At 41.2% G+C, this 18,906-nt stretch carries 17 protein-coding genes; 8 read left to right on the forward strand and 9 right to left on the reverse strand.

Annotated features, from left to right (window positions below; genetic code table 11):
- Positions 1-175 precede the first annotated feature (175 nt).
- The 5 genes from IQ264_RS14355 to IQ264_RS14375 all read left to right on the forward strand — a co-directional run bounded on the left by IQ264_RS14355 (position 176) and on the right by IQ264_RS14375 (position 7,144).
- Positions 176-1,084 carry a TIGR02587 family membrane protein gene (locus IQ264_RS14355; RefSeq protein WP_193981472.1) on the forward strand — a complete coding sequence of 303 codons (909 nt, stop codon included), beginning with the start codon at positions 176-178 and terminating at the stop codon, positions 1,082-1,084.
- Positions 1,081-1,467, forward strand: coding sequence for a hypothetical protein (locus IQ264_RS14360; RefSeq protein ID WP_193981473.1), 387 nt, complete (start codon positions 1,081-1,083; stop codon positions 1,465-1,467). Before IQ264_RS14355 ends, IQ264_RS14360 begins: the two co-directional genes overlap by 4 nt.
- Before the next feature lie 909 nt (positions 1,468-2,376).
- Positions 2,377-5,235 (forward strand): Calx-beta domain-containing protein, encoded by a 2,859-nt coding sequence (locus tag IQ264_RS14365; RefSeq protein ID WP_193981474.1) that lies wholly within the window; start codon positions 2,377-2,379, stop codon positions 5,233-5,235.
- A 130-nt stretch (positions 5,236-5,365) separates the two neighbouring features.
- Positions 5,366-5,965 carry a DJ-1/PfpI family protein gene (locus IQ264_RS14370; protein ID WP_193981475.1) on the forward strand — a complete coding sequence of 200 codons (600 nt, stop codon included), beginning with the start codon at positions 5,366-5,368 and terminating at the stop codon, positions 5,963-5,965.
- Positions 5,966-6,103: 138 nt separating this feature from the next.
- Entirely contained in the window at positions 6,104-7,144 is a 1,041-nt protein-coding gene (locus IQ264_RS14375) for a DUF3616 domain-containing protein (protein ID WP_193981476.1), read from the forward strand.
- A gap of 7 nt (positions 7,145-7,151) precedes the next feature.
- On the opposite strand, the gene IQ264_RS14380 is transcribed toward IQ264_RS14375, so the two are convergent.
- Positions 7,152-7,556: an NIL domain-containing protein gene (locus tag IQ264_RS14380; protein ID WP_193981477.1), complete on the reverse strand. Its 405-nt coding sequence runs from the start codon at positions 7,554-7,556 to the stop codon at positions 7,152-7,154.
- Between the two features lie 67 nt (positions 7,557-7,623).
- Here IQ264_RS14380 and IQ264_RS14385 point away from each other — a divergent pair, with 67 nt between their 5' ends.
- Positions 7,624-8,226, forward strand: coding sequence for a thioredoxin family protein (locus IQ264_RS14385; RefSeq protein ID WP_193981478.1), 603 nt, complete (start codon positions 7,624-7,626; stop codon positions 8,224-8,226).
- Positions 8,227-8,296: 70 nt separating this feature from the next.
- Here the strand turns inward: IQ264_RS14385 and IQ264_RS14390 are convergent, their stop codons facing one another.
- The 7 genes from IQ264_RS14390 to murG form a co-directional block, all read right to left on the reverse strand.
- The gene (locus IQ264_RS14390; RefSeq protein ID WP_193981479.1) at positions 8,297-12,085 is read right to left on the reverse strand and encodes a CHAT domain-containing protein; all 3,789 of its coding nucleotides are present in this window, start codon (positions 12,083-12,085) and stop codon (positions 8,297-8,299) included.
- 136 nt (positions 12,086-12,221) lie between these two features.
- Positions 12,222-13,430 (reverse strand): tetratricopeptide repeat protein, encoded by a 1,209-nt coding sequence (locus IQ264_RS14395; RefSeq protein WP_193981480.1) that lies wholly within the window; start codon positions 13,428-13,430, stop codon positions 12,222-12,224.
- 73 nt (positions 13,431-13,503) lie between these two features.
- Entirely contained in the window at positions 13,504-13,701 is a 198-nt protein-coding gene (locus IQ264_RS14400) for an HNH endonuclease (RefSeq protein ID WP_228061538.1), read from the reverse strand.
- Entirely contained in the window at positions 13,698-13,937 is a 240-nt protein-coding gene (locus IQ264_RS14405) for a hypothetical protein (RefSeq protein ID WP_193981481.1), read from the reverse strand. The genes IQ264_RS14400 and IQ264_RS14405 overlap by 4 nt, the downstream gene beginning before the upstream one ends.
- A gap of 2 nt (positions 13,938-13,939) precedes the next feature.
- A complete protein-coding gene (locus IQ264_RS14410; protein WP_193981482.1) occupies positions 13,940-14,527 on the reverse strand; it encodes a Uma2 family endonuclease in 588 nt (195 codons plus the stop codon).
- 14 nt (positions 14,528-14,541) lie between these two features.
- Positions 14,542-15,156, reverse strand: coding sequence for a Uma2 family endonuclease (locus tag IQ264_RS14415; protein WP_193981483.1), 615 nt, complete (start codon positions 15,154-15,156; stop codon positions 14,542-14,544).
- A gap of 211 nt (positions 15,157-15,367) precedes the next feature.
- The gene (gene murG, locus IQ264_RS14420) at positions 15,368-16,480 is read right to left on the reverse strand and encodes an undecaprenyldiphospho-muramoylpentapeptide beta-N-acetylglucosaminyltransferase (RefSeq protein WP_193981484.1); all 1,113 of its coding nucleotides are present in this window, start codon (positions 16,478-16,480) and stop codon (positions 15,368-15,370) included.
- 45 nt (positions 16,481-16,525) lie between these two features.
- Between murG and IQ264_RS14425 the strand changes: the two genes are divergently transcribed.
- Positions 16,526-17,392 (forward strand): nuclear transport factor 2 family protein, encoded by an 867-nt coding sequence (locus IQ264_RS14425; RefSeq protein ID WP_193981485.1) that lies wholly within the window; start codon positions 16,526-16,528, stop codon positions 17,390-17,392.
- A 150-nt stretch (positions 17,393-17,542) separates the two neighbouring features.
- Positions 17,543-18,316 carry an SDR family oxidoreductase gene (locus IQ264_RS14430; RefSeq protein ID WP_193981486.1) on the forward strand — a complete coding sequence of 258 codons (774 nt, stop codon included), beginning with the start codon at positions 17,543-17,545 and terminating at the stop codon, positions 18,314-18,316.
- A gap of 60 nt (positions 18,317-18,376) precedes the next feature.
- Here IQ264_RS14430 and IQ264_RS14435 read toward each other — a convergent pair whose 3' ends face one another.
- Positions 18,377-18,757 (reverse strand): hypothetical protein, encoded by a 381-nt coding sequence (locus IQ264_RS14435; RefSeq protein ID WP_228061541.1) that lies wholly within the window; start codon positions 18,755-18,757, stop codon positions 18,377-18,379.
- Between the last annotated feature and the right edge of the window lie 149 nt (positions 18,758-18,906).

The raw sequence follows: 18,906 nt of genomic DNA on the forward strand, positions 1-18,906 counted from the left end.
GATGGGGAGGTGGGGGAAAGAGATTTTTTGTAACCAGGTTCTACCTCCCCTGCTGCAAGATCTGAGTTTTAGAAATTGTTGGGATCTTCTCCTAACGTTACTTCGATATGTAGAGGCAAAGTCAAAGCAAAATTAGTTACCATAACTTACTACAATCTACGATTTTACTTAGAGAATGAGTTCGGAAGCCAATAAAAATCGTCACAAAACTCAACAGGAGATGGTGCGATCGCTCACCAAATCTTCTCAACAATACTTCCGGGGCGTAGTAGGTGGCGTAATGTTTAGTTTACCTCTGCTTTACACAATGGAAGTCTGGTGGGCGGGTTTTTCTATCGATCCATTGCGGATGTTTCTTTATGTCCTCGCCACATTTTCCTTATTACTTGGGTATAATCGCTACGCAGGTTTAAGAAGAGATGCCAGCCCATTAGAAGTAGTAATTGATTCTGTGGAAGAAATGGGATTAGGAATCATTGTTGCAGCTGCTTTCTTGTGGTTATTAGGACGCATTACCGCAGAAATGACGTTTAATGAAATTGCTGGAAAAGTAATTGTTGAAGCCATGACGGTTGCGATCGGAGTTGCTGTGGGAACTGCACAACTTGGAGATAACAACAACAGTCAACCTGATACAGGAATGCACGGCGATCAAAACAATCCAGGTATCCCTAGTCCCGCAGAAAAACATATTGATTTTTGGGGACAAGTTGTAATTGCTTTATGCGGTGCAGTGTTATTCGCCGCTAACGTTGCACCCACAGAAGAAGTAATTGTCATCGCCACACAGATTACTTCGGAAAGATTGCTGGCTTTAGCATTAGTCTCAATCATATTTGGGGCTGTAATTCTGTTTTATAGTAACTTCATGGATGCGGAAAAGTTTACTCGTTCTTATAGCTTATTTACTATAGTTTCAGGTACTATTGTTACTTACGCAATAGCCTTAGTTGCTTCCGCATCAATTCTCTGGTTTTTTGGGCGCTTTGATGGACTTTCACCAATTATCAATTTAGCAGAAACAGTAGTTTTGGCATTACCAGCTACATTGGGCGCTTCGGCGGGGAGGATATTACTACAATGAGTAAATTAGAAAAAAATTGGTTAGAATGGGTAATTTTTGCACTGGGTTTACTTTTGGTTGTCAGTATTTTAGGATATTTAATTTATGATGCTACAACTAGCAGTGAAGCGCCGCCGAATATTGAAATTCAACTAGGAAAAATTCAACCCCAAGGACAAAATTTTTTAGTTCCTGTTATAGCGACAAATAAGGGAGAACAAACAGCTGAAACAGTGCAAATAGAAGTTGTATTGGAAAAGGATGGGAAAGAAGAAGAAAGCGCCGAGTTGCAAATTCAATTTTTACCCAGAGGTGCAAAGCGATCGGGTTGGGTTACATTTGAAACAGATCCCCGCACAGTGGAAAAAATTAAAACTCGTGCTGTAGGATTTGAAAAACCGTGATTTCTTGACAGGTGATCCGAAAATTCGGACTAGGGAAATTCTCGATCGCTTGGAACAAGAAGCAAGCGGAGTTGATTCCGGTGCGATCGGCTTTTTAGCATAAAAGTTTTAAGTCCCTTGTCAAAGAGGGAACAAAACTGTATTTTAAGTCCCCCTTTTTAAGGGGGATAATGGGGCATCTCCAAATCAAAGTTGATCCCCCCTAACCCCCCTTACCAAGGGGGGAACAAGACTTGGCAAAAGAGAGAAAAAATCTGAATTTTAAGTCCCCCTTACTAAGGGGGATAATGGGGGATCTCCTCAAGTCACCTAATTTCATTAGCTAAATCATTAGCAAATACGTCACCAAACGACTAGTTGAACAAATTTTTAGATAAACAACCGGAAAATGTAAAAACAACGTCTCTACAGTAAAATTAATTGTTTAGGTGTTTTTACAGATTCGCGACCGCCTAAATCTTCTAATACTGTAATTTTACATAATACCTGATTATTCTTACTAGTAATTACTCGGAAAACAGCAACTCCGCATCCCTGAATTTTACAATTTATTTCGGGGTGCTATAAAAAATCAATGTTGGGGTACTTTTTCCCGCAGATAATTAATAGGAAATTTCTCAGAAAAGTTTCCGGATCAGATATTACCCATAAGAAAAATATGTGTAGATCACATTTATTGATTCTGCACTGGTTTAAGAATTAAAAATTGGACAAAAAATATGAATAGCTAAAAGCACAAATCTAACTCAAAGCTCCACCATCTCCTATTAACTGACTAATTTAGCAGCGACCTATTCATTGCTGAAGAATTACTTTGCAGAAATTACCTGCTTACCATCAAGGACTAAAGAAAAAATCCTTTTGTTCTGAACTCCAATCATTTTACACTCGCTCATCGGAGGAAAATATATGGCTCTTATTAATCTTAATGGCGTACTAGGACAAGCGACTAATTATACCAACGACGCAACAGGTTTAACTGAATTTCAAAACGAATGGTTAACAGCTGCTGATAACCAAGGTATTACAATTAACGGAACTAGTACCGCAACATTTAATAGCACTGGTTCCGCCGATCTTTCATTATTAAATTACTCAACAAATCCAGACCTAAACCTCTCCAATTTAAATTTCGCTATTACTGGTCAAGCAGGTAACGACACTTTTGGTAATATTGCTGGCATTGGTGTTGCCGACTCTTACGATGGTTGGTGGAACGACGCGACTAAAGTTCGAGCCGAAATTAACTATAACCCAAATAACGGCGAATCTCAGGTGCTAACCTTTAAATGGGGGCCCAATCAAAGCGTTACAAGCGCCTTAATTGACCTGAGTTTATTTGCACCTAAATCTGGTGAAAAATATGGCGATGAAGTTGGTTTCCTGCAAGCATTTAAAGATGGGAAACTTGTAGATATCAATGCGACTCGCGTAGGTGGTGGACTGGCATCTTCGATCGACAATTCCGGCATCGGCGTAAAATTTACAGCTGATGATGCCACAAATTACGATTACAAATTTCAAATTTCCAACGCTGACTTTGACGAACTGAGATTCACCGCCAGACCCTACGCCAACCCAACTGGTACTGTACCAGTCGTCAACGGAATCATCACCGACAGTTCCGATTACCTAGTGCAGAAAATCGACTATACAAGCACAGTAAATCAACCTGTTATTCAGTTTAGTGCTCCTCAATTCTCTGTTCGTGAAGATGGCACACCAATCTTAGCAGTGACAGTAGTTCGTAGTGGTGGCTTAGAAGGGCCAGCTTCCGCTACCATTAACCTCACTAATGGAACAGCCGTTGCACCAGGCGACTACAATAATACCCCCATCACCGTTAACTTTGCTGATGGACAAACTTCCCAAGTAATTACTGTTCCTGTAGTTAACGACGGAATACCAGAACCAACAGAAACCGTCAATTTATCCTTAGTTAACCCTTCCCCAGGTGCAGTAATCGGGCCACAAGGTAACGCAGTCCTAAATATTATTGACCCACCGACTCTTCAGTTTAGCAACCCACAATACGTTGTTAACGAAGATGGCACGCCTATTTTAGCCGTTACCGTTGTTCGGAGTGGTGACACTTCCGGGGCAGTTTCCGCCACCGTTAACCTCAGCAATGGTACTGCCACCACCCCAGCAGACTACAACAACACCCCCATCACAGTTAACTTTGCGCCAGGGGTAACTTCACAAGTGGTCAATGTTCCGATTGTTGACGATACCTTAGTAGAACCAACAGAAACCGTCAACTTAGCCTTAGTTAACCCCACAGGCGGCGCAATCGTTGGCACACAAAATACCGCAGTTCTAAACATCTTAGATAACGACGTTCCGCCACCCGCAAAACCAGTCGTTTTCGTTGCCGCCCTTGACCCAACTGCTGGAGAACCTGGTCTTAGCGAAGGAAACGGTACATTTCAGTTTGTTCGTACCGGAGGCGACATCACCCAACCTCTGACTATCCAGTATACCACCACAGGTACAGCAACCCCCGGCGCAGACTATGGGGCTTTAACTGGCACTGTCACCATTGCAGCTGGTCAGTCTGTTTCCGCCCCCGTAACCGTTACTCCTGTTACTGATGGCATTAATGAACCTGGAGAAACGGTGACAGTGAAGATATTAGAAGACCTACCTTACCAAGTAGGTTCAGCTGACACCGCTACAGTCCAGATATTGAACAACGACCCATTGACGGGTACACCTGCAAATAATGGGCGCGTTCTACGGTATAACTCGTCGGGAGTGTTTCAGCAAAGCTACAACACGATTACTGATGCAGTGGTTGGCGCTACTGCCAATGATATCATCGTGCCACAAGCCGGATTTTACGCGGAAATTAACACTATTACGATCGACAAACCTTTAACCATCAGGGGAACGAATGCAGGTGTAAGTCCAGGTACTGGTTCCAGTGTTTCGCAAACTGTACTTTCGACTGCACCCGGTCTTCCTGTTTTCACAGTCCTTCCAGGTGTTAATAACGTCACAATTGAAGGAATGACAATTCAATTGGGTGGTGAAAACGGTATTCGACTGCAAGGTGTAAGTAATAATTTGGTGATTAGACAAAACGTATTCAATGGTTTAGGGCCAGCCAACGGCGGTGTTATTTTCTTGGATACTGGTGTTGGTGGTGGAAGCATGAATGTGATCGATAACTTAATCCGTGACGTATCCACAACTGCTGGTAGTACTACCAGTGGCTTGCAAGCTTTCAGATTCGACACCGCTAGAATCACAGATAACGTAATTGCCAACCTAACTGGCCCAGGTATTGCAGCTGATGCTATCACTAACCCCGCCAGCATCATTACTAACAATAAAGTTACTAATGCCGGAGAACAGGGAATTCAATTCGCGGGTGGTAATGCCACAATTGAAAATAACCAAATTGCTGATACTAATATTAGCCAAGGTATAGATAGGGCTGGTATTCGCTTGCGGGATTCTGGCTTTGGCACAACTCTGCTAGGGACAGTAAATGTCCGTGGCAACCTGATTACTAACTCCTACAATGGTGTGGCAATTCGTAACGGTACAAATATCCCCAATACAGTTACGCTCAATTACAATAACTTAATTGGCAACACCAATGCTGCTTTGTATCATGGCGGGACAGGAAATCTCGATGCCACTAATAACTGGTGGGACGATATTACTGGGCCAGTTGTTGGCGGTACGGGCAGAAATGCCATCATTCTCGCAAGTACTGGTACGGTCACTTCCAGCCCATTCTCTACTACCGTTTTCTAAAAATAGCAAGACTTGTAAATAGTTAATTCCTACTCCCACCACTTAATCAAGTGGTGGGTTTTGTCTATTTATTCTCAAATTTGTTACAAAATAGATTAAGCAAAGAACTAAAAAGATTAGGAACTGAAATATGGCTGCCAAAAAAATTTTAATGCTGGTGGGTGACTACGTGGAAGACTATGAAGTAATGGTACCTTTCCAAGCATTACAAATGGTCGGACATACTGTACACGCTGTTTGTCCAGATAAAACAGCTGGCGAAAAGGTAAGAACTGGAGTGCATGACTTTGAAGGCGACCAAACTTATACAGAAAAACCAGGTCATAATTTTACTTTAAATGCTAATTTTGCCGAAGTAGATCCAACAACTTACGATGCTTTGGTTGTTCCTGGGGGTAGAGCACCGGAATACATTCGGTTAAATCAAAGGGTATTAGAAATTACTCGCCATTTTGCGGAAAAAAATAAACCCATTGCTGCTATTTGTCACGGTTTACAACTTTTAGCAGCTGCGGGAGTTTTAGAAGGAAAAAGTTGTACTGCTTACCCTGCTTGTGGCCCAGATGTTACCTTAGCTGGTGGACTTTATGTGCATATTCCGGTTGATGAAGCAATGGTTGATGCTAATTTGGTAACTGCACCTGCTTGGCCTGCACATCCCCGTTGGTTAGCTGAATTTCTCAAGCTTTTAGGTACTCGAATTGAGCATAAAGAAATGGTCAATGTTTAGTTTTTTTGCTTAATTGGCCATAATATGCCACTGGATATATTGCCAGTGGCTTTTCTATTGTTATTAATAGATTAGGGTGAGCATTTGCTGATAGATTTACTTGCCTTGGAAAATTGCTGAAAATATTGAAGTGTCAAAATGGAAAAGATTTTACTGTGCTTTGAAGCTAAATTAGCTGGATGTCGAAAAGATTTGTCAGCAATGGCAATGACTCCTGGGGAAGTTTTATGGTTAGGATGTGATGAAAATACTAATCTTGAAAGGCTGACTAAAACTGATGACAAAACTTTTGCAGCTCATCAAACATTTAATTTGAAAGATTTTATTGATTTACCAAATAAGTCTGATGAAGAAATAGATATTGAGAGCATGGATTATGCTAACAATTATATATGGTTAGTTGGTTCTCATAGCTTGAAACGTTCTAAGCCGAAGTCGAAGCGATCGGATTTAGAAAATATTCAAAAAATGCAAAATATTAAACGGGAAGAAAACCGTTATTTATTGGCAAGAATACCAGTAAAAGGTAATAATTTATGTAAATCTTATGAACATCCAGACAATCCAGATGTTCAGTTGACAGCAGCTAAATTGGAAAATACTAAAAATGGCAATTTACTGATAGATGCTTTGCTAGACGATCCGCATTTAGCGCCTTTTTTAGCTAGTCAAATTCCTTCTAAAGAAAACGGTTTTGATATTGAAGGTTTAGCAGTTTATCAAGATAAAATTTTTCTGGGGTTACGTGGGCCTGTTTTACGGGGATGGGCGATTATTTTAGAAATTTCTGTGGAGGAAAGCAGCCCCAATACTTTAAAATTAAAAAGCTTGGGAGACAAACTTTATAAAAAACATTTTGTTTATCTTTCTGGGTTGGGAATTCGAGAACTTGCGATCGATGGAGAAGATTTGTTAGTATTAGCGGGGCCAACGATGGATTTAGACGGCCCTGTGAGACTTTATCGCATCGAAAATGGGATAAATTTGCCAGAAGAATCTTTGTTAAAACCTTCTCTAATTTTAGATATTCCATTCGGTGAAGGAGTCGATCATGCCGAAGGATTAGCTTTTTGGCGCAATGAAGGAAATCAAAAGTTGCTGTTAGTAACCTATGATTCTCCGGCGCAGGAAAGACTGCAAGGAGATGATGGAATTTGGGCCGATCTTTTCCCACTTTAAAGGCAATCTATAAGTTAGTAGAAATTGCTTGCACCGGACAAGTAGGAATACATTGTTCGCAAACAATACAACGCGATCGCACAAATGTCAGTTTAAATGTTTCCGGTTCTAATGATAATGCTTCTGAGGGACAAACGCCAGTGCATAAACCACAATTGACGCACACATCTTCGTCAATTAATATTTCTCGACTGGCGAGGGAAATGCCAATATCTTGCGATCGCATCCAGTCTATTGCTGCTTCTAAAGCATCAATATCCCCCGATAATTCTACCACCAATTTACCAATTTGATTCGGCGCAACTTGGGCGCGGATAATATTAGCAGCGACGTTAAAATCTTTTGCCAGCCGATAAGTTACTGGCATTTGTACAGAACGTTTGGGGAAAGTTAGGGTAACTCGTTTTTTCATAAAGGCGATCGGTTTTAGCAACTTCAGTTAAATTAAAGGTAGTGCGTAATCTTTTTTCAACTATCCGATGATTAAAAATTCACCTAAATCTACTGTAGAGTCTCCCGAAAAGTCAGCTTCAACTGTAGGCGCAAGAGTCAGAAATTTATTAATTGTTTTAGCAGCAATTGCCCTTTCAGTTGCGTTGGTTTTAGGGCTGCGAACTGAAACAAGTACTGCTACCTTAACCACCTTAGCAGAAAACTCCATGCCTTTAGACATAGCCATGAGCAATGGAAAACCAACATTAGTAGAGTTTTATGCTAATTGGTGTACAACTTGTCAGGCGATGGCGAGTGATATGAATGAATTAGAACAGCAATATACTGACAAGGTGAATTTTGTCATGCTCAATGTGGATAATAACAAATGGTTGCCCGAAATTGAGCGTTATCGAGTGGATGGTATTCCCCATTTTGTATTTTTTGGAAAAGATGGAGATGCGATCGCGCAAACTATAGGCGAACAACCTAAAACCATTATGGCAGCAAATTTAACAGCTTTAGTTGCAGGTGAATCTTTACCTTACGCTAAAACTACCGGACAAGTTTCCAAATTTACCCCACCTGTCACCACAAACAAGAATAATTCTGATGATCCAAGATTGCATGGTAGCCAAGTAAAAAGTTAAAAGATTATAGCAAAACAATAATGTAGAGACGTTATATATAACGTCTCTACATTATTGTTTTGAATTCCAACTAATTCCATTCACCTTGCACCACAAACGCCGCCCAATAATAAGGAGATTTCCATTGTTCAGACTTGATCATTTCTAATTGTGCTGCCCTCATTGCCGCCACAGGAGTTAACCCTTTTTCTAACATTTGATGATAAAACTTCTTCATCAATTCCGATGTTCCCGCATCCTGAACACTCCACAAACTTACCACCACATCTTTTGCACCAGCATACATAAAACCTCTAGTTAATCCTACCAAACCTTCTCCTTTCATTTCTTTTCCCAGCCCAGTTTGACAAGCACTAAGAACCACAAGTTCAGCCGGAAGATTCAAGTTAAAAATATCATTAAGACGCAAAAAACCATCTTCATCTATGCCCTTATCATTTACCAAAGATAGGACAACACCGGATAATTCTGGATTAATACTATTAATTAAACCGTGAGTGGCGAAGTGAACAATGCGATATTGAGCTAAGTTAGGATTAGTTGCAGTGACGCGAGAAGCGGCGAAGTCAAAAGCAGAAGTGCGGAGATTTTCAGGAACAAGAGTGAGAATAGCTTCAGCTTCTTTGCGAGTGAAAGGGAGACGTTGGAGAGTGACACCCACATCAATTAGAGATCTTGTTAATGCAGTAGAATCTGTAGAGTTGCTTTGCCCAGAAGGAGATTTTTGCAAACGTTCATCATTAATATTAAAAACTGGATCTGCAATTACAGCGAGGGTTTTTGGTGCCGGAGTGCGGTTTTTTAGTTGATTGCGTGAAATGGCTATGGTAGAAGCAGAAGGTAGAGTAACAATTTCGTTTTGAACTATTAACGGCGTGGGAGAACTAGCGGAAACAGGAATCGGTAATGCTGCAAAGGGAATAGATTGCAAAGCACCATCCCCAACAATAATTAATCTTTTATTCCCCAGTTGATTTGCCACAGGCGCGAGTACCATTTGACTCAATTTCATTCCCACTTCTGGGCTACCTATTTCCGAGGATTTCAGTTGTGCATAAAAAGCTTGAGCAGCTGCTTCAATGTCGGCGCGTTTGGGTAGTTCGTAGCTGGTGATTTCTGTTTTGCTGACTAACCAAAGATAGCTGCGTTTTTCGCCTAAAGAGTATTCTAAAAGAATCGTGTTGTCGTCGAGTACCTGTTGTTGAATTTCTGGCAAAGTGAGAGGTTGGGGATATTTTAATGCAGCATATTGAGGACTTTTAACTCGGATTTCCCCTTCTAATTGCTGAAGTTGGGTGATCAGATTTTCGATTTGTTGTTTAAGATTGTCTAATTCTTTATCTGTATATTGACCTTGCAAAAGTTTAACTCGGTTTTGTTCGGCAGCGTTGAGTTGTTGTTGCAAGTTGCGTTCTTGTTCTAGTAATTTAGGGTCTACACCTTGACGAATGTTGGCATTTGCTTCAGTGAGAAGTTCTAACAAAGAGCGTGCTTTTGAGCGTTCGGAAGCGTGCAGTGCTTTAGCATCATAACCTTGGGAAGGGTTGGTTTTGTGCAACCGCATTAATAGGTTGATGTAGAATTCGTAATAATCTTGGACTGTGGCAAAGTAAGAAGCGCGGAGTTGTTGGCTGCCAATTTTGAGGCGGAGTTCTTCGATAATTTTGATGGCAAATTCAATATTAGTAAGAGCTTGGTTGAGATTGCCTTTGTCGCGTTCAAGGACGGCGAAACTATAAAGGATAAGAGCCTCCTGTGCTTTATCTCCCACTTGCCGCGATAGGGGTAAGGATTGGCTGTAGAAATCTAGTGCCTTTTGCTTTTTTCCTAAAAGATGGTAGACAATACCAATCCCATTGAGGGTAGCAGCTTCCTGTGCTTTATCTCCCACTTGTCGGGATAGAGATAAGGATTGGTTGAAGTAATCAAGTGCCTTTTGCTTTTTTCTTAAAGCTAAGTAGAAACCGCCAATGTTGTGGAGGGTAGCAGCTTCTCCTTGTTTATCTCTCACTTGTCGCTTTAGGAGTAAGGATTGGTTGTAGAACTCCAGTGCCTTTTGCTTTTCTCCTAAAGCTGAGTAGACAGCACCAATGTTGTTTAAGGTAGTAGCTTCCCCGGCTTTATCTCCTAATTGTCGCTGTAGGGGTAGGGATTGGTTGTAGAACTCCAGTGCCTTTTGCTTTTCTCCTAAATTTGAGTAGACAGGGCCAATGGTACTGAGGGTAGTAGCTTCCTGTGCTTTATCTCCGACTTGTTGGGATAGGGGTAAGGATTGATTGTAATAATCGAGTGCTTTTTGCTTTTCTCCTAAAGCTGAGTAGACAACGCCAATGTTGTTTAAGGTAGTAGCTTCCCCGGCTTTATCTCCTACTTGTCGCCGTAGGGGTAGGGATTGGTTGAAGTAATCGAGTGCTTTTTGCTTTCCTCCTAAATCTGAGTAGACAACACCAATGTTATTGAGGGTAACAGCTTCCCCATCTTTATCTCCTACTTGTCGCCGTAGGGGTAGGGATTGGTTGAAGTAATCGAGTGCTTTTTGCTTTTCTCCTAAATCATCGTAGACAAGACCAATGTTATTGAGGGTAACAGCTTCTCCTTTTTTATCTCCTACTTGTCGTCTGAGGCACAAGGATTGGTTGAAGTAATCGAGTGCTTTTTGCTTTTCTCCTAAATCATCGTAGACAAGACCAATGTTATTGAAGGTAACAGCTTCTAGAGCTTTATTTTTTAACTGTCGAGATAGTGCTAAGGATTGGTTGAAGTAATCAAGTGCCTTTTGTTTTTCTCCTAAATCATCGTAGACTCTGCCAATAACCAGGAGGGTCGCAGCTTCCCCTAAGTTTTCGCTAACCACCCGAAAGAGTGAAAGTGCTTCTTCAAATTTCGCTATTGCCTGTCTCTTAGATTCTGCTGTTCCTTGCTGAAATAGCTGTAATCCCTCCTGCAAAACTCTTTTGGCAGCAGCCCTACTTCGTTCTTGCTCACTACTTATTGGCTGTTGGGCAGCATTGTAGACAGTCCTAATATTGTCAAGAGTACGAGCTTCCTGTGCTTTATCTCCCACTTGTCGCGATAGAGATAAGGATTGGTTGAAGTATTCTAGTGCTTTTTGCTTTTCTCCTAAAGCTGAGTAGACAAGGCCAATATTGTTGAGGGTACGAGCTTCCCCGGATTTATCTCCCACTTCTCGTCTTAGGGGCAAAGATTGGTTGTAGAACTCCAATGCTCTTTGCTTTTCTCCTAAAGCTGAGTAGACACCACCAATGTTGTTTAGAGTAGTAGCTTCCCCTTTTTTATTCCCTACTTGTCGCATGATGGACAAGGATTGGTTGTAGTATTCCAGTGCCTTTTGCTTTTCTCCTAAAGCTGAGTAGACAAGGCCAATGTTGTTTAGAGTAGTAGCTTCCCCTTTTTTATTCCCTACTTGTCGCATGATGGACAAGGATTGGTTGTAGTATTCCAGTGCCTTTTGCTTTTCTCCCAAAGCTGAGTAGACTTTGCCAATACCCAAAAGGGTAACAGCTTCCCATGCCTTTTCACCCATTGCCCGAAAAAGTGGAAGAGCTTCTTCAAATTTGGTAATTGCCTGTCGCAGAGATTCTAACGTTCCTTGCCGATATAGTCGCAATCCTTGCCGATACGCTCTTCTGGCAGCAGCCTTACTTTTCTGTTCCCCATTCCCTGCTGACTGTTGGGCAATCTGCGATGATTCCCAGCCAAAAAGAAGAGATTGTCTTGGTGCAGCAACAACTGACTCGGACAACAATAAAATACCAATGAATACTGCTAAACTCTGATGCCCTATCCCCAACAAGGGCGATTTCTTTGATATTTTGTCTGTTTGAGTCTGTTTAGCCATCCCTACACCTGAGCTTTGTTAAATTTGTATCCTTATATATCTGGGATAGTCAAGGGTATGCAGTGATGAGGTACAAAGAAACCCGGTTTCTTGAAGAAACCGGGTTTCTGGATTGGTTGAAGTAATCGCTGCCAAATTAAGGTGATAATCGCTTAATGTTGCTGAGGATAGCAGCTACTCTGGGTTTATCGTTTAGTTGTTGAAATAGGGGAAGGGATTGGTTGAAGTAATCAAGTGCTTTCTGCTTTTCTCCTAAATTATCGTAGATGTTGCCAATAACCCAAAGGGTAGCAGCTTCGCCTGGTTTATATCCCGCTTGTTGGAATAAGGGTAAACATTGGTTGAAGTAATCAAGTGCTTTTTGCTTTTCTCCTGAATCATTGTAGACATTGCCAATGCCTAAGAGGGCAGCGCCTTCTCCAACTTTACTTCTCAGCTGTCGCCATAAAGGGAGAGATTGGTTCAAGTAATCGAGTGCTTTTTGCTTTTCTTTCAAGTCTGAGTAGACAAGACCAATGTAACTGAGGGTAGTAGCTTCGTCTGCTTTATTTCCTACTTCTTGGAATAGGGGCAAAGATTGGTTGAAGTAAGCGAGTGCTTTCTGTTTTTCTCCTTGGCGATCGTAGATTCTGCCCATCTCCAAAAGGATAGCAGCTTCTGTAGCTTTTTCACCCGCTGCACGGCTTAAGGGCAAGGATTGATTGTAGTACTCTAGTGCTTGTTGCTGTTCTCCCAAAGTATTGTAAACTCGACCAATAGCCCAGAGGTTGGCAGCTTCAAATGCTTTGTCACCCAGCGCACGGAATAAGGGTAAGGATTGATTGAAGTACTCCAGCGCCTTTTGGTTTTCTCTTAAAGCATAGTAGGTATGACCAAGATTGATCAGGTTCTTAGCTTCCCATTCTTTGTTCTCTACTGTACGGAATAAGGGCAGAGATTGGTTAAAGTACGAGAGTGCTTTCTGCGATTCTCCTAAGTCGAAGTAGGTACGACCAATGCCAAAGAGGATAACACCTTCTCCTGCCTTTTCACCTACTGCGCGATAAAGTGAAAGTGCTTCTTCCCATTTTGCGATCGCTTGTCTCTTAGATTCTACTGTTCCTTGTTTATATAGTTCTAATCCTTCCTGCATGAATCTTACAGCAGCGGCTTTAGTCTTCTCTTGTTCGCTACCTTGGGCAATCTGCGAGGATTTATCCTGAAAATCAGGTGATAATTGTCTCGGTGCGGCAACTACTGATTCCGATAACAATAAAATACAAGTGAATATTGCTAAACTGTGATAGCCTAACCCGAATAAAGGCGATTTCTGGGAGATTTTGTCTGTTTGATTCTGTTTAGCCATCTCTGCACCTACTTTTTGTTCACTTTGTATGCTTATATGTCTGGGATGCAGGAGGTTATGCAGTATTTACTAGCTAGTGTGAAAAATATCCATTACAACGCTGACAGGCTAAGGCTAAATTACTAAATTGGTCTGAACCACCGAGAGACTGAGGTAAGATACGATCGATCGCAAACTGCGCCGCACTTGCTTCTTCTAAAGAATGGCAATATTCGCAGAGATAATTTGCCCTTTCTCGAACTAACTGCCGCGTGTTATTACTAATTGTCATGATTCGGCAATAATTCTGGCATTTATTAAGGTAAAAATCCTGTCTAATTCTAAAATTCCAGTTAATCCAGCTTCTTCTTCTGAATTTAACAATCCATTTTTGTTTTTCTCTGCTAGTTCATCTAAACGAGATTGAAGTTCATCCGTAAACTTAAATAAATTTAGGTTTCTCACTTGACTGATTTTAATCCCCGATTCTACCCAGAAGGAAGGTTGAACCATTAGTTTAGTAATCATTTTCACTTTCCCGCTTGTAATACCTGCTTTGCACTCAAGTTTAATTCGGGAAAACTCCCAGAAATAACCCGTTCTTGACCGCGAAAGAAAACTGCATCATAAAAACCTTCGATTAAAGAACATACTATTACTACTTCATCTATTGGGTCAACAATCCAATATTCGGAAATACCCAATACAGCATATTCAGAACGTTTAGCACGATAATCAGTAGTTTTAGTAGATTCGCTAACTACTTCTACTACTAAAATCGGTGGAGGTTCATCTAATTCAATTACTGCTTCCCGATTAGCAAGTGATTCCCATTGTTCTATAGTTAATACTGTAATATCTGGAATCCGCGAAGTATCCCAACGTCCTCCACGAGGCGATCGCACACCAATCCGCATATCTTTTGAAGTCCAAGGTTTTCCTTCTTTCTTAGCTTCTTCCTTAAAACAGTCGTTGACAAATTCTATAATCGCCCCATGTTTCCCAGTTCCTAAACTCATTGGGATTAACTCTCCATTGACTAATTCATACTTCCTATCAGTGCCATCATTATACTTGACATATTCGGCAAAACTTACTTTTTTTGTGGTTGTAATCATTGCGATCGCTCTCCTTATTCCCCAATTTTAAAAATTTTTTCTGCTGTTAAATTCAACTCTGAAAAAATGGCTGATTGAATGCTATCGTTCCCTCTAAACTGACTAACCATATACTCGCCTTCAACCATTTGGTAAACCGAAATTGTCGGTTGTTTCGGATCTCCAATATAGCGTCTACCACCCAAACCTAAATAATCAACAATCCAATATTCAGGAATACCCAATTTTTCGTATTCTGCTAACTTAACTAAATAATCATCCTGCCAATTAGTGCTAACTACTTCGATAACTAATCGCACTGTTTCACCTTTGGTAATTAGCGATCGCTTTTTCCACATAGGTTCATTTTCCAGCGCCTTCCAATCCAAAACAGCTACATCTGGAATATAACCTGACTTATCAGAATTAATAGGCTTAATTATACATTGTCGAGGAATGAAATACGGAAGTTTTAAGCGACGAATTTCGATCGCTAACTCACTACCAAATTCTCCTGCTACCTGTTCATGTGTTCCAGTTGGTTGCATTTCGACAACTACTCCATCATATAATTCAAAACAACCGTAACCATCTGGATACCAGTCCAAGAATTCCTCCAGATTCATTGTTTTTGATTCTGTTTGCAGCATGGCAATTTTTCCTCGGCAATCCTGACTTAATTTTAGCAAGGTGCGATCGATCCTATCGCTGGTTCGGTAAATTGAGATATGGTTTTTTTGGAACGCAGATGAAAACAGATGTTAGCTTTATCTTTTCTGTTGGGTGCAAAGATAAAAGTAGATAGATATCGTTTTTTAACAGATATCTAAATACTCTTCTCCAGTCCCTAGTCCCCCAAATTTACTCCAAAAATTGCCGCACTAATTTAGCTAATCTTTCTGCACTATCTTTTACTGCTAAACTAAAAGCAACTTCAGACATTTGCTGCAACTTATCCGGTGATTCTAATAAAGTTAAAACTTGGTTTCTTAAAATTTCCGGCGTTAATTCTGATTGCTTAAACACTAAAGCCGCGCCAGCATCAGCAAAAATTTTTGCATTGTATGTTTGATGATCTTCGGCGGCAAAAGGATAGGGAATTAAAATTGCAGGTTTCCCCATTACTGCTAATTCCGTTAAAGAACCCGCACCCGCACGACTAATTACTAAATTCGCTCTTTGTAAGAGTCCTGCCATATTGTTATAAAATGGCAATGGATAATAGTAAGGATGTTGTAAATTTGCCACATCAGGATCGTTTTCCCCGGTTTGATGCACAACCCAAGCGCATTTTTCAAACCAACTTTTTGCACTTTGGCGCACAAGTTTATTGACTGCTACCGCACCTTGACTACCACCAATTACTGCTATTAAAGGTACATCATCGGGAATCGGTAAATCGTGTTTTTCGGGGGCAAGAAATTGCGATCGCACAGGCGTACTAGTATAAACTGTCTTACAACCAGTCAAAAACTTCTCCGCAGGTGCAAACCCCACCGCTACAGTCTGACACCAAGGGCCGAAAAATCTTGTTACTTTACCCGGAATCGCATTTGCTTCATGTAGAATAACAGGTAAACCGAGCGATCGCGCCGCAATAATCGCAGGTGCCGCAATATAACCCCCAGTAGTGAATACCCCGTTAAACTTTCCCCGTTTCAGCAACTCTCGACAACTGCGAATCGCCGTCGCAAACTTACCGACAATTTTCAGTGAACCCAAACCCAAACGCTGTTGAAAACCTTCCACTGCGATCGTATTTAAGCGATACTTAGCTGGAACCAAATCTTTTTCTAGGCGATTTGGGACACCCAGCCACTCAATTTGGTAATCTGGCAATTGTTCCGCCAAAGCTAGCGCCGGAAACAAATGTCCCCCAGTACCACTAGCCGCAATTAACAGTCGTCGTGGTGCTGAAGCATTACCTTCTAGGGAAGCAGCTTGGCGATCGAATTTCTGTTTCTCAGTTAACATCTAAACAAATCTGGTGTTTTAGGCTGATTCTCAAAATATCAAAATATGCCACATCCTCTGAAATTTCGACCCACCACCTTACCCGTAGCTTTCCTGTTAACATTGGGGTTATCCGCAGGGTGGACAACTGCCAAAGCTGCTACTCCTGACTCCGCACCACCGGAATTGAAAAATACTTTAGCGCAAATCGATGCCGCAGCGAATACTCGCAACGTTCCAGCAGTAATGCAATTTTACGGTGCTAATTTTAGCAATAGCGACGGCTTAAATCGCGCAGGTATGGAAAAAACCCTCACCCAACTTTGGCAACTTTATCCTCAGTTGAAATACCGCACAGAATTAAAATCTTGGCAAAATCAAGGAAATGGCATAGTTGCTGAAACAGTCACAAATATCACAGGAACTCAGCCAGTAGATGGCAGAAATTGGGGTTTCAACGCCACCATTCGTTCTAAACAACGCTTTGAAAATCAAAAAATTGTTAACCAAGAGATTTTGAGCGAAAAAACTCAATTAACTTCTGGCGAAAAACCGCCTTCAGTTGATTTTAAATTACCCGAACAAGTCCGCACAGGTCAAGAATTTAATTTCGATGTAGTAGTTAAAGAACCGCTAAAAGATAACTTGTTAGTCGGTACAGCTTTACTCGAACAAATCAGCCCCGATAAATATCTTAATTCACCAAAAGTTCAATTGGAACCACTAAATGCTGGCGGCATTTTTAAAGTTGGTCGTGCCCCAAATGAAGCTGGTAAATATTGGATTTCTGCAATCTTAGTTCGCTCAGATGGTATTACTATTGTCTCCCAAAGATTACCAGTAATTGCTGGTGGGAGAAACAATCCAACACCTAACCGTTCTAGTTCTCCTTCTCCAGCACGTCCCTCTCGTCCTAGCAGAACTTCCGGTTAAGGAACTTGCATTAACCTTGACAGGCAAGATGCCTGTCCTACTCCCTGTCCCAAATCTCGTTCCCAGGTTCAACCTGGGAACTAAAATAGAGGCTCTGCCTTTTTTAATTGCTGAAAAAAAGCTAAATTTACATCTAAAATTGATTAAATTATGATTTCAATCCAAAACGAAATTGTTCTAATTACTGGTGCAAGCAGTGGAATTGGTGCATCCTGCGCTAAAGTATTTGCTCAGGCTGGCGCAAAGCTAATTTTAGCAGCAAGACGTAAAGAAAAACTGCAAGAAATTGCAGATAAACTCAGTAAAGAGTTTGCTACTCCAGTTTATTTGATAGAGTTAGATGTGCGCGATCGCCAAGCCGTAGAAACAGCCTTAAACTCTCTCCCAGAACCTTGGCAAAACATCGACATTTTAATTAACAATGCAGGCTTAAGTCGCGGTTTAAGTAAACTCCACGAAGGCGACTTTCAAGATTGGGAAGAAATGATTGATACCAACGTCAAAGGTTTACTTTATCTTACCCGTTATGTTGTTCCCGGAATGGTCAGTAGAAGTAAAGGTCATGTGGTAAATATTGGCTCGATCGCAGGTCGGCAAACATACCCAAGTGGTAATGTTTATTGTGGTTCCAAAGCAGCAGTTAGAGCAATTTCTGAAGGCTTAAAACAAGACCTTTTAGGAACACCAATTCGTGTTAGTTGCATCGATCCAGGTTTAGTGGAAACCGAATTTAGTCAAGTACGATTTCATGGTGATACTGAACGCGCCGAAAAAGTTTACCAGGGACTCACACCTTTAACTGGAGATGATGTTGCAGATGTGGTTTTTTTCTGCGTCACTCGCCCAAATCACGTTAATATTAGCGAAATTTTACTAGTACCAGTAGACCAAGCAACCACCACCCTCGTTCACCGTCATAATTAAGGTTCGTTGTAGGGACTTCAGTCCTAATCATAACGACTGAAGTCGTTACAACAAACTTAGTTATTCCTCTATTTGTTTAGCCGAAACTTCTACTGCTTGGACATCAATTGTTCCTGGTGGTGTTACTCGTTGAAAATGACCTTGCTCAATCAACAGAGGTTCGCTACAACTAGGACAGCGCATTTGAGTTTGATTCAAACCAGTGAATTCATAACCGCAAACGGGACATTTATCTTCAACCAAATTGCGCTTTAACCACCAGCGAAACACAAAAAATGCGATCGCAGGTAGCGTCACCAAACACACCATTAGAATTAACACAGAATTCGCCAGCCAGCCAAGTCCGATCGTACTTAGCAGCCAAAACGACAAGAAAACAGTGAGGGCGCAGGTTAAACCTGAAAAATTAAATTGAAAATTTTTGATGCTCATTTCCTGCATCTCAATCTTGGTCTGCATCTAGCATAGCGAGTTCAGGGCGAGGATAGGGGACTGGAGACAGGGGATTGGGGGACAAGGGGACAAGGGGAATATTGAACTCAAAGCTTTTTTCTTAACTCAAAACTCTCTCCAGGGCGGGCTTCCGTGAG

The sequence above is a fragment of the [Phormidium] sp. LEGE 05292 genome (assembly GCF_015207735.1).
Taxonomy (GTDB): Bacteria; Cyanobacteriota; Cyanobacteriia; order Cyanobacteriales; family Aerosakkonemataceae; genus Floridanema.

What these genes read in the sequence shown, in the direction of transcription:
- IQ264_RS14425 (WP_193981485.1), top strand. Translation starts at nt 16,526, where the DNA reads ATGCCACATCCTCTGAAATTTCGACCCACCACCTTACCCGTAGCTTTC.
- IQ264_RS14410 (WP_193981482.1), bottom strand. Translation starts at nt 14,527, where the DNA reads ATGATTACAACCACAAAAAAAGTAAGTTTTGCCGAATATGTCAAGTAT.
- IQ264_RS14435 (WP_228061541.1), bottom strand. Translation starts at nt 18,757, where the DNA reads ATGCAGGAAATGAGCATCAAAAATTTTCAATTTAATTTTTCAGGTTTA.
- IQ264_RS14385 (WP_193981478.1), top strand. Translation starts at nt 7,624, where the DNA reads ATGATTAAAAATTCACCTAAATCTACTGTAGAGTCTCCCGAAAAGTCA.
- IQ264_RS14430 (WP_193981486.1), top strand. Translation starts at nt 17,543, where the DNA reads ATGATTTCAATCCAAAACGAAATTGTTCTAATTACTGGTGCAAGCAGT.
- IQ264_RS14390 (WP_193981479.1), bottom strand. Translation starts at nt 12,085, where the DNA reads ATGGCTAAACAGACTCAAACAGACAAAATATCAAAGAAATCGCCCTTG.
- IQ264_RS14380 (WP_193981477.1), bottom strand. Translation starts at nt 7,556, where the DNA reads ATGAAAAAACGAGTTACCCTAACTTTCCCCAAACGTTCTGTACAAATG.
- IQ264_RS14365 (WP_193981474.1), top strand. Translation starts at nt 2,377, where the DNA reads ATGGCTCTTATTAATCTTAATGGCGTACTAGGACAAGCGACTAATTAT.
- IQ264_RS14415 (WP_193981483.1), bottom strand. Translation starts at nt 15,156, where the DNA reads ATGCTGCAAACAGAATCAAAAACAATGAATCTGGAGGAATTCTTGGAC.
- IQ264_RS14360 (WP_193981473.1), top strand. Translation starts at nt 1,081, where the DNA reads ATGAGTAAATTAGAAAAAAATTGGTTAGAATGGGTAATTTTTGCACTG.
- IQ264_RS14400 (WP_228061538.1), bottom strand. Translation starts at nt 13,701, where the DNA reads ATGACAATTAGTAATAACACGCGGCAGTTAGTTCGAGAAAGGGCAAAT.
- IQ264_RS14355 (WP_193981472.1), top strand. Translation starts at nt 176, where the DNA reads ATGAGTTCGGAAGCCAATAAAAATCGTCACAAAACTCAACAGGAGATG.
- IQ264_RS14370 (WP_193981475.1), top strand. Translation starts at nt 5,366, where the DNA reads ATGGCTGCCAAAAAAATTTTAATGCTGGTGGGTGACTACGTGGAAGAC.
- murG (WP_193981484.1), bottom strand. Translation starts at nt 16,480, where the DNA reads ATGTTAACTGAGAAACAGAAATTCGATCGCCAAGCTGCTTCCCTAGAA.
- IQ264_RS14405 (WP_193981481.1), bottom strand. Translation starts at nt 13,937, where the DNA reads ATGATTACTAAACTAATGGTTCAACCTTCCTTCTGGGTAGAATCGGGG.
- IQ264_RS14375 (WP_193981476.1), top strand. Translation starts at nt 6,104, where the DNA reads ATGGAAAAGATTTTACTGTGCTTTGAAGCTAAATTAGCTGGATGTCGA.
- IQ264_RS14395 (WP_193981480.1), bottom strand. Translation starts at nt 13,430, where the DNA reads ATGGCTAAACAGAATCAAACAGACAAAATCTCCCAGAAATCGCCTTTA.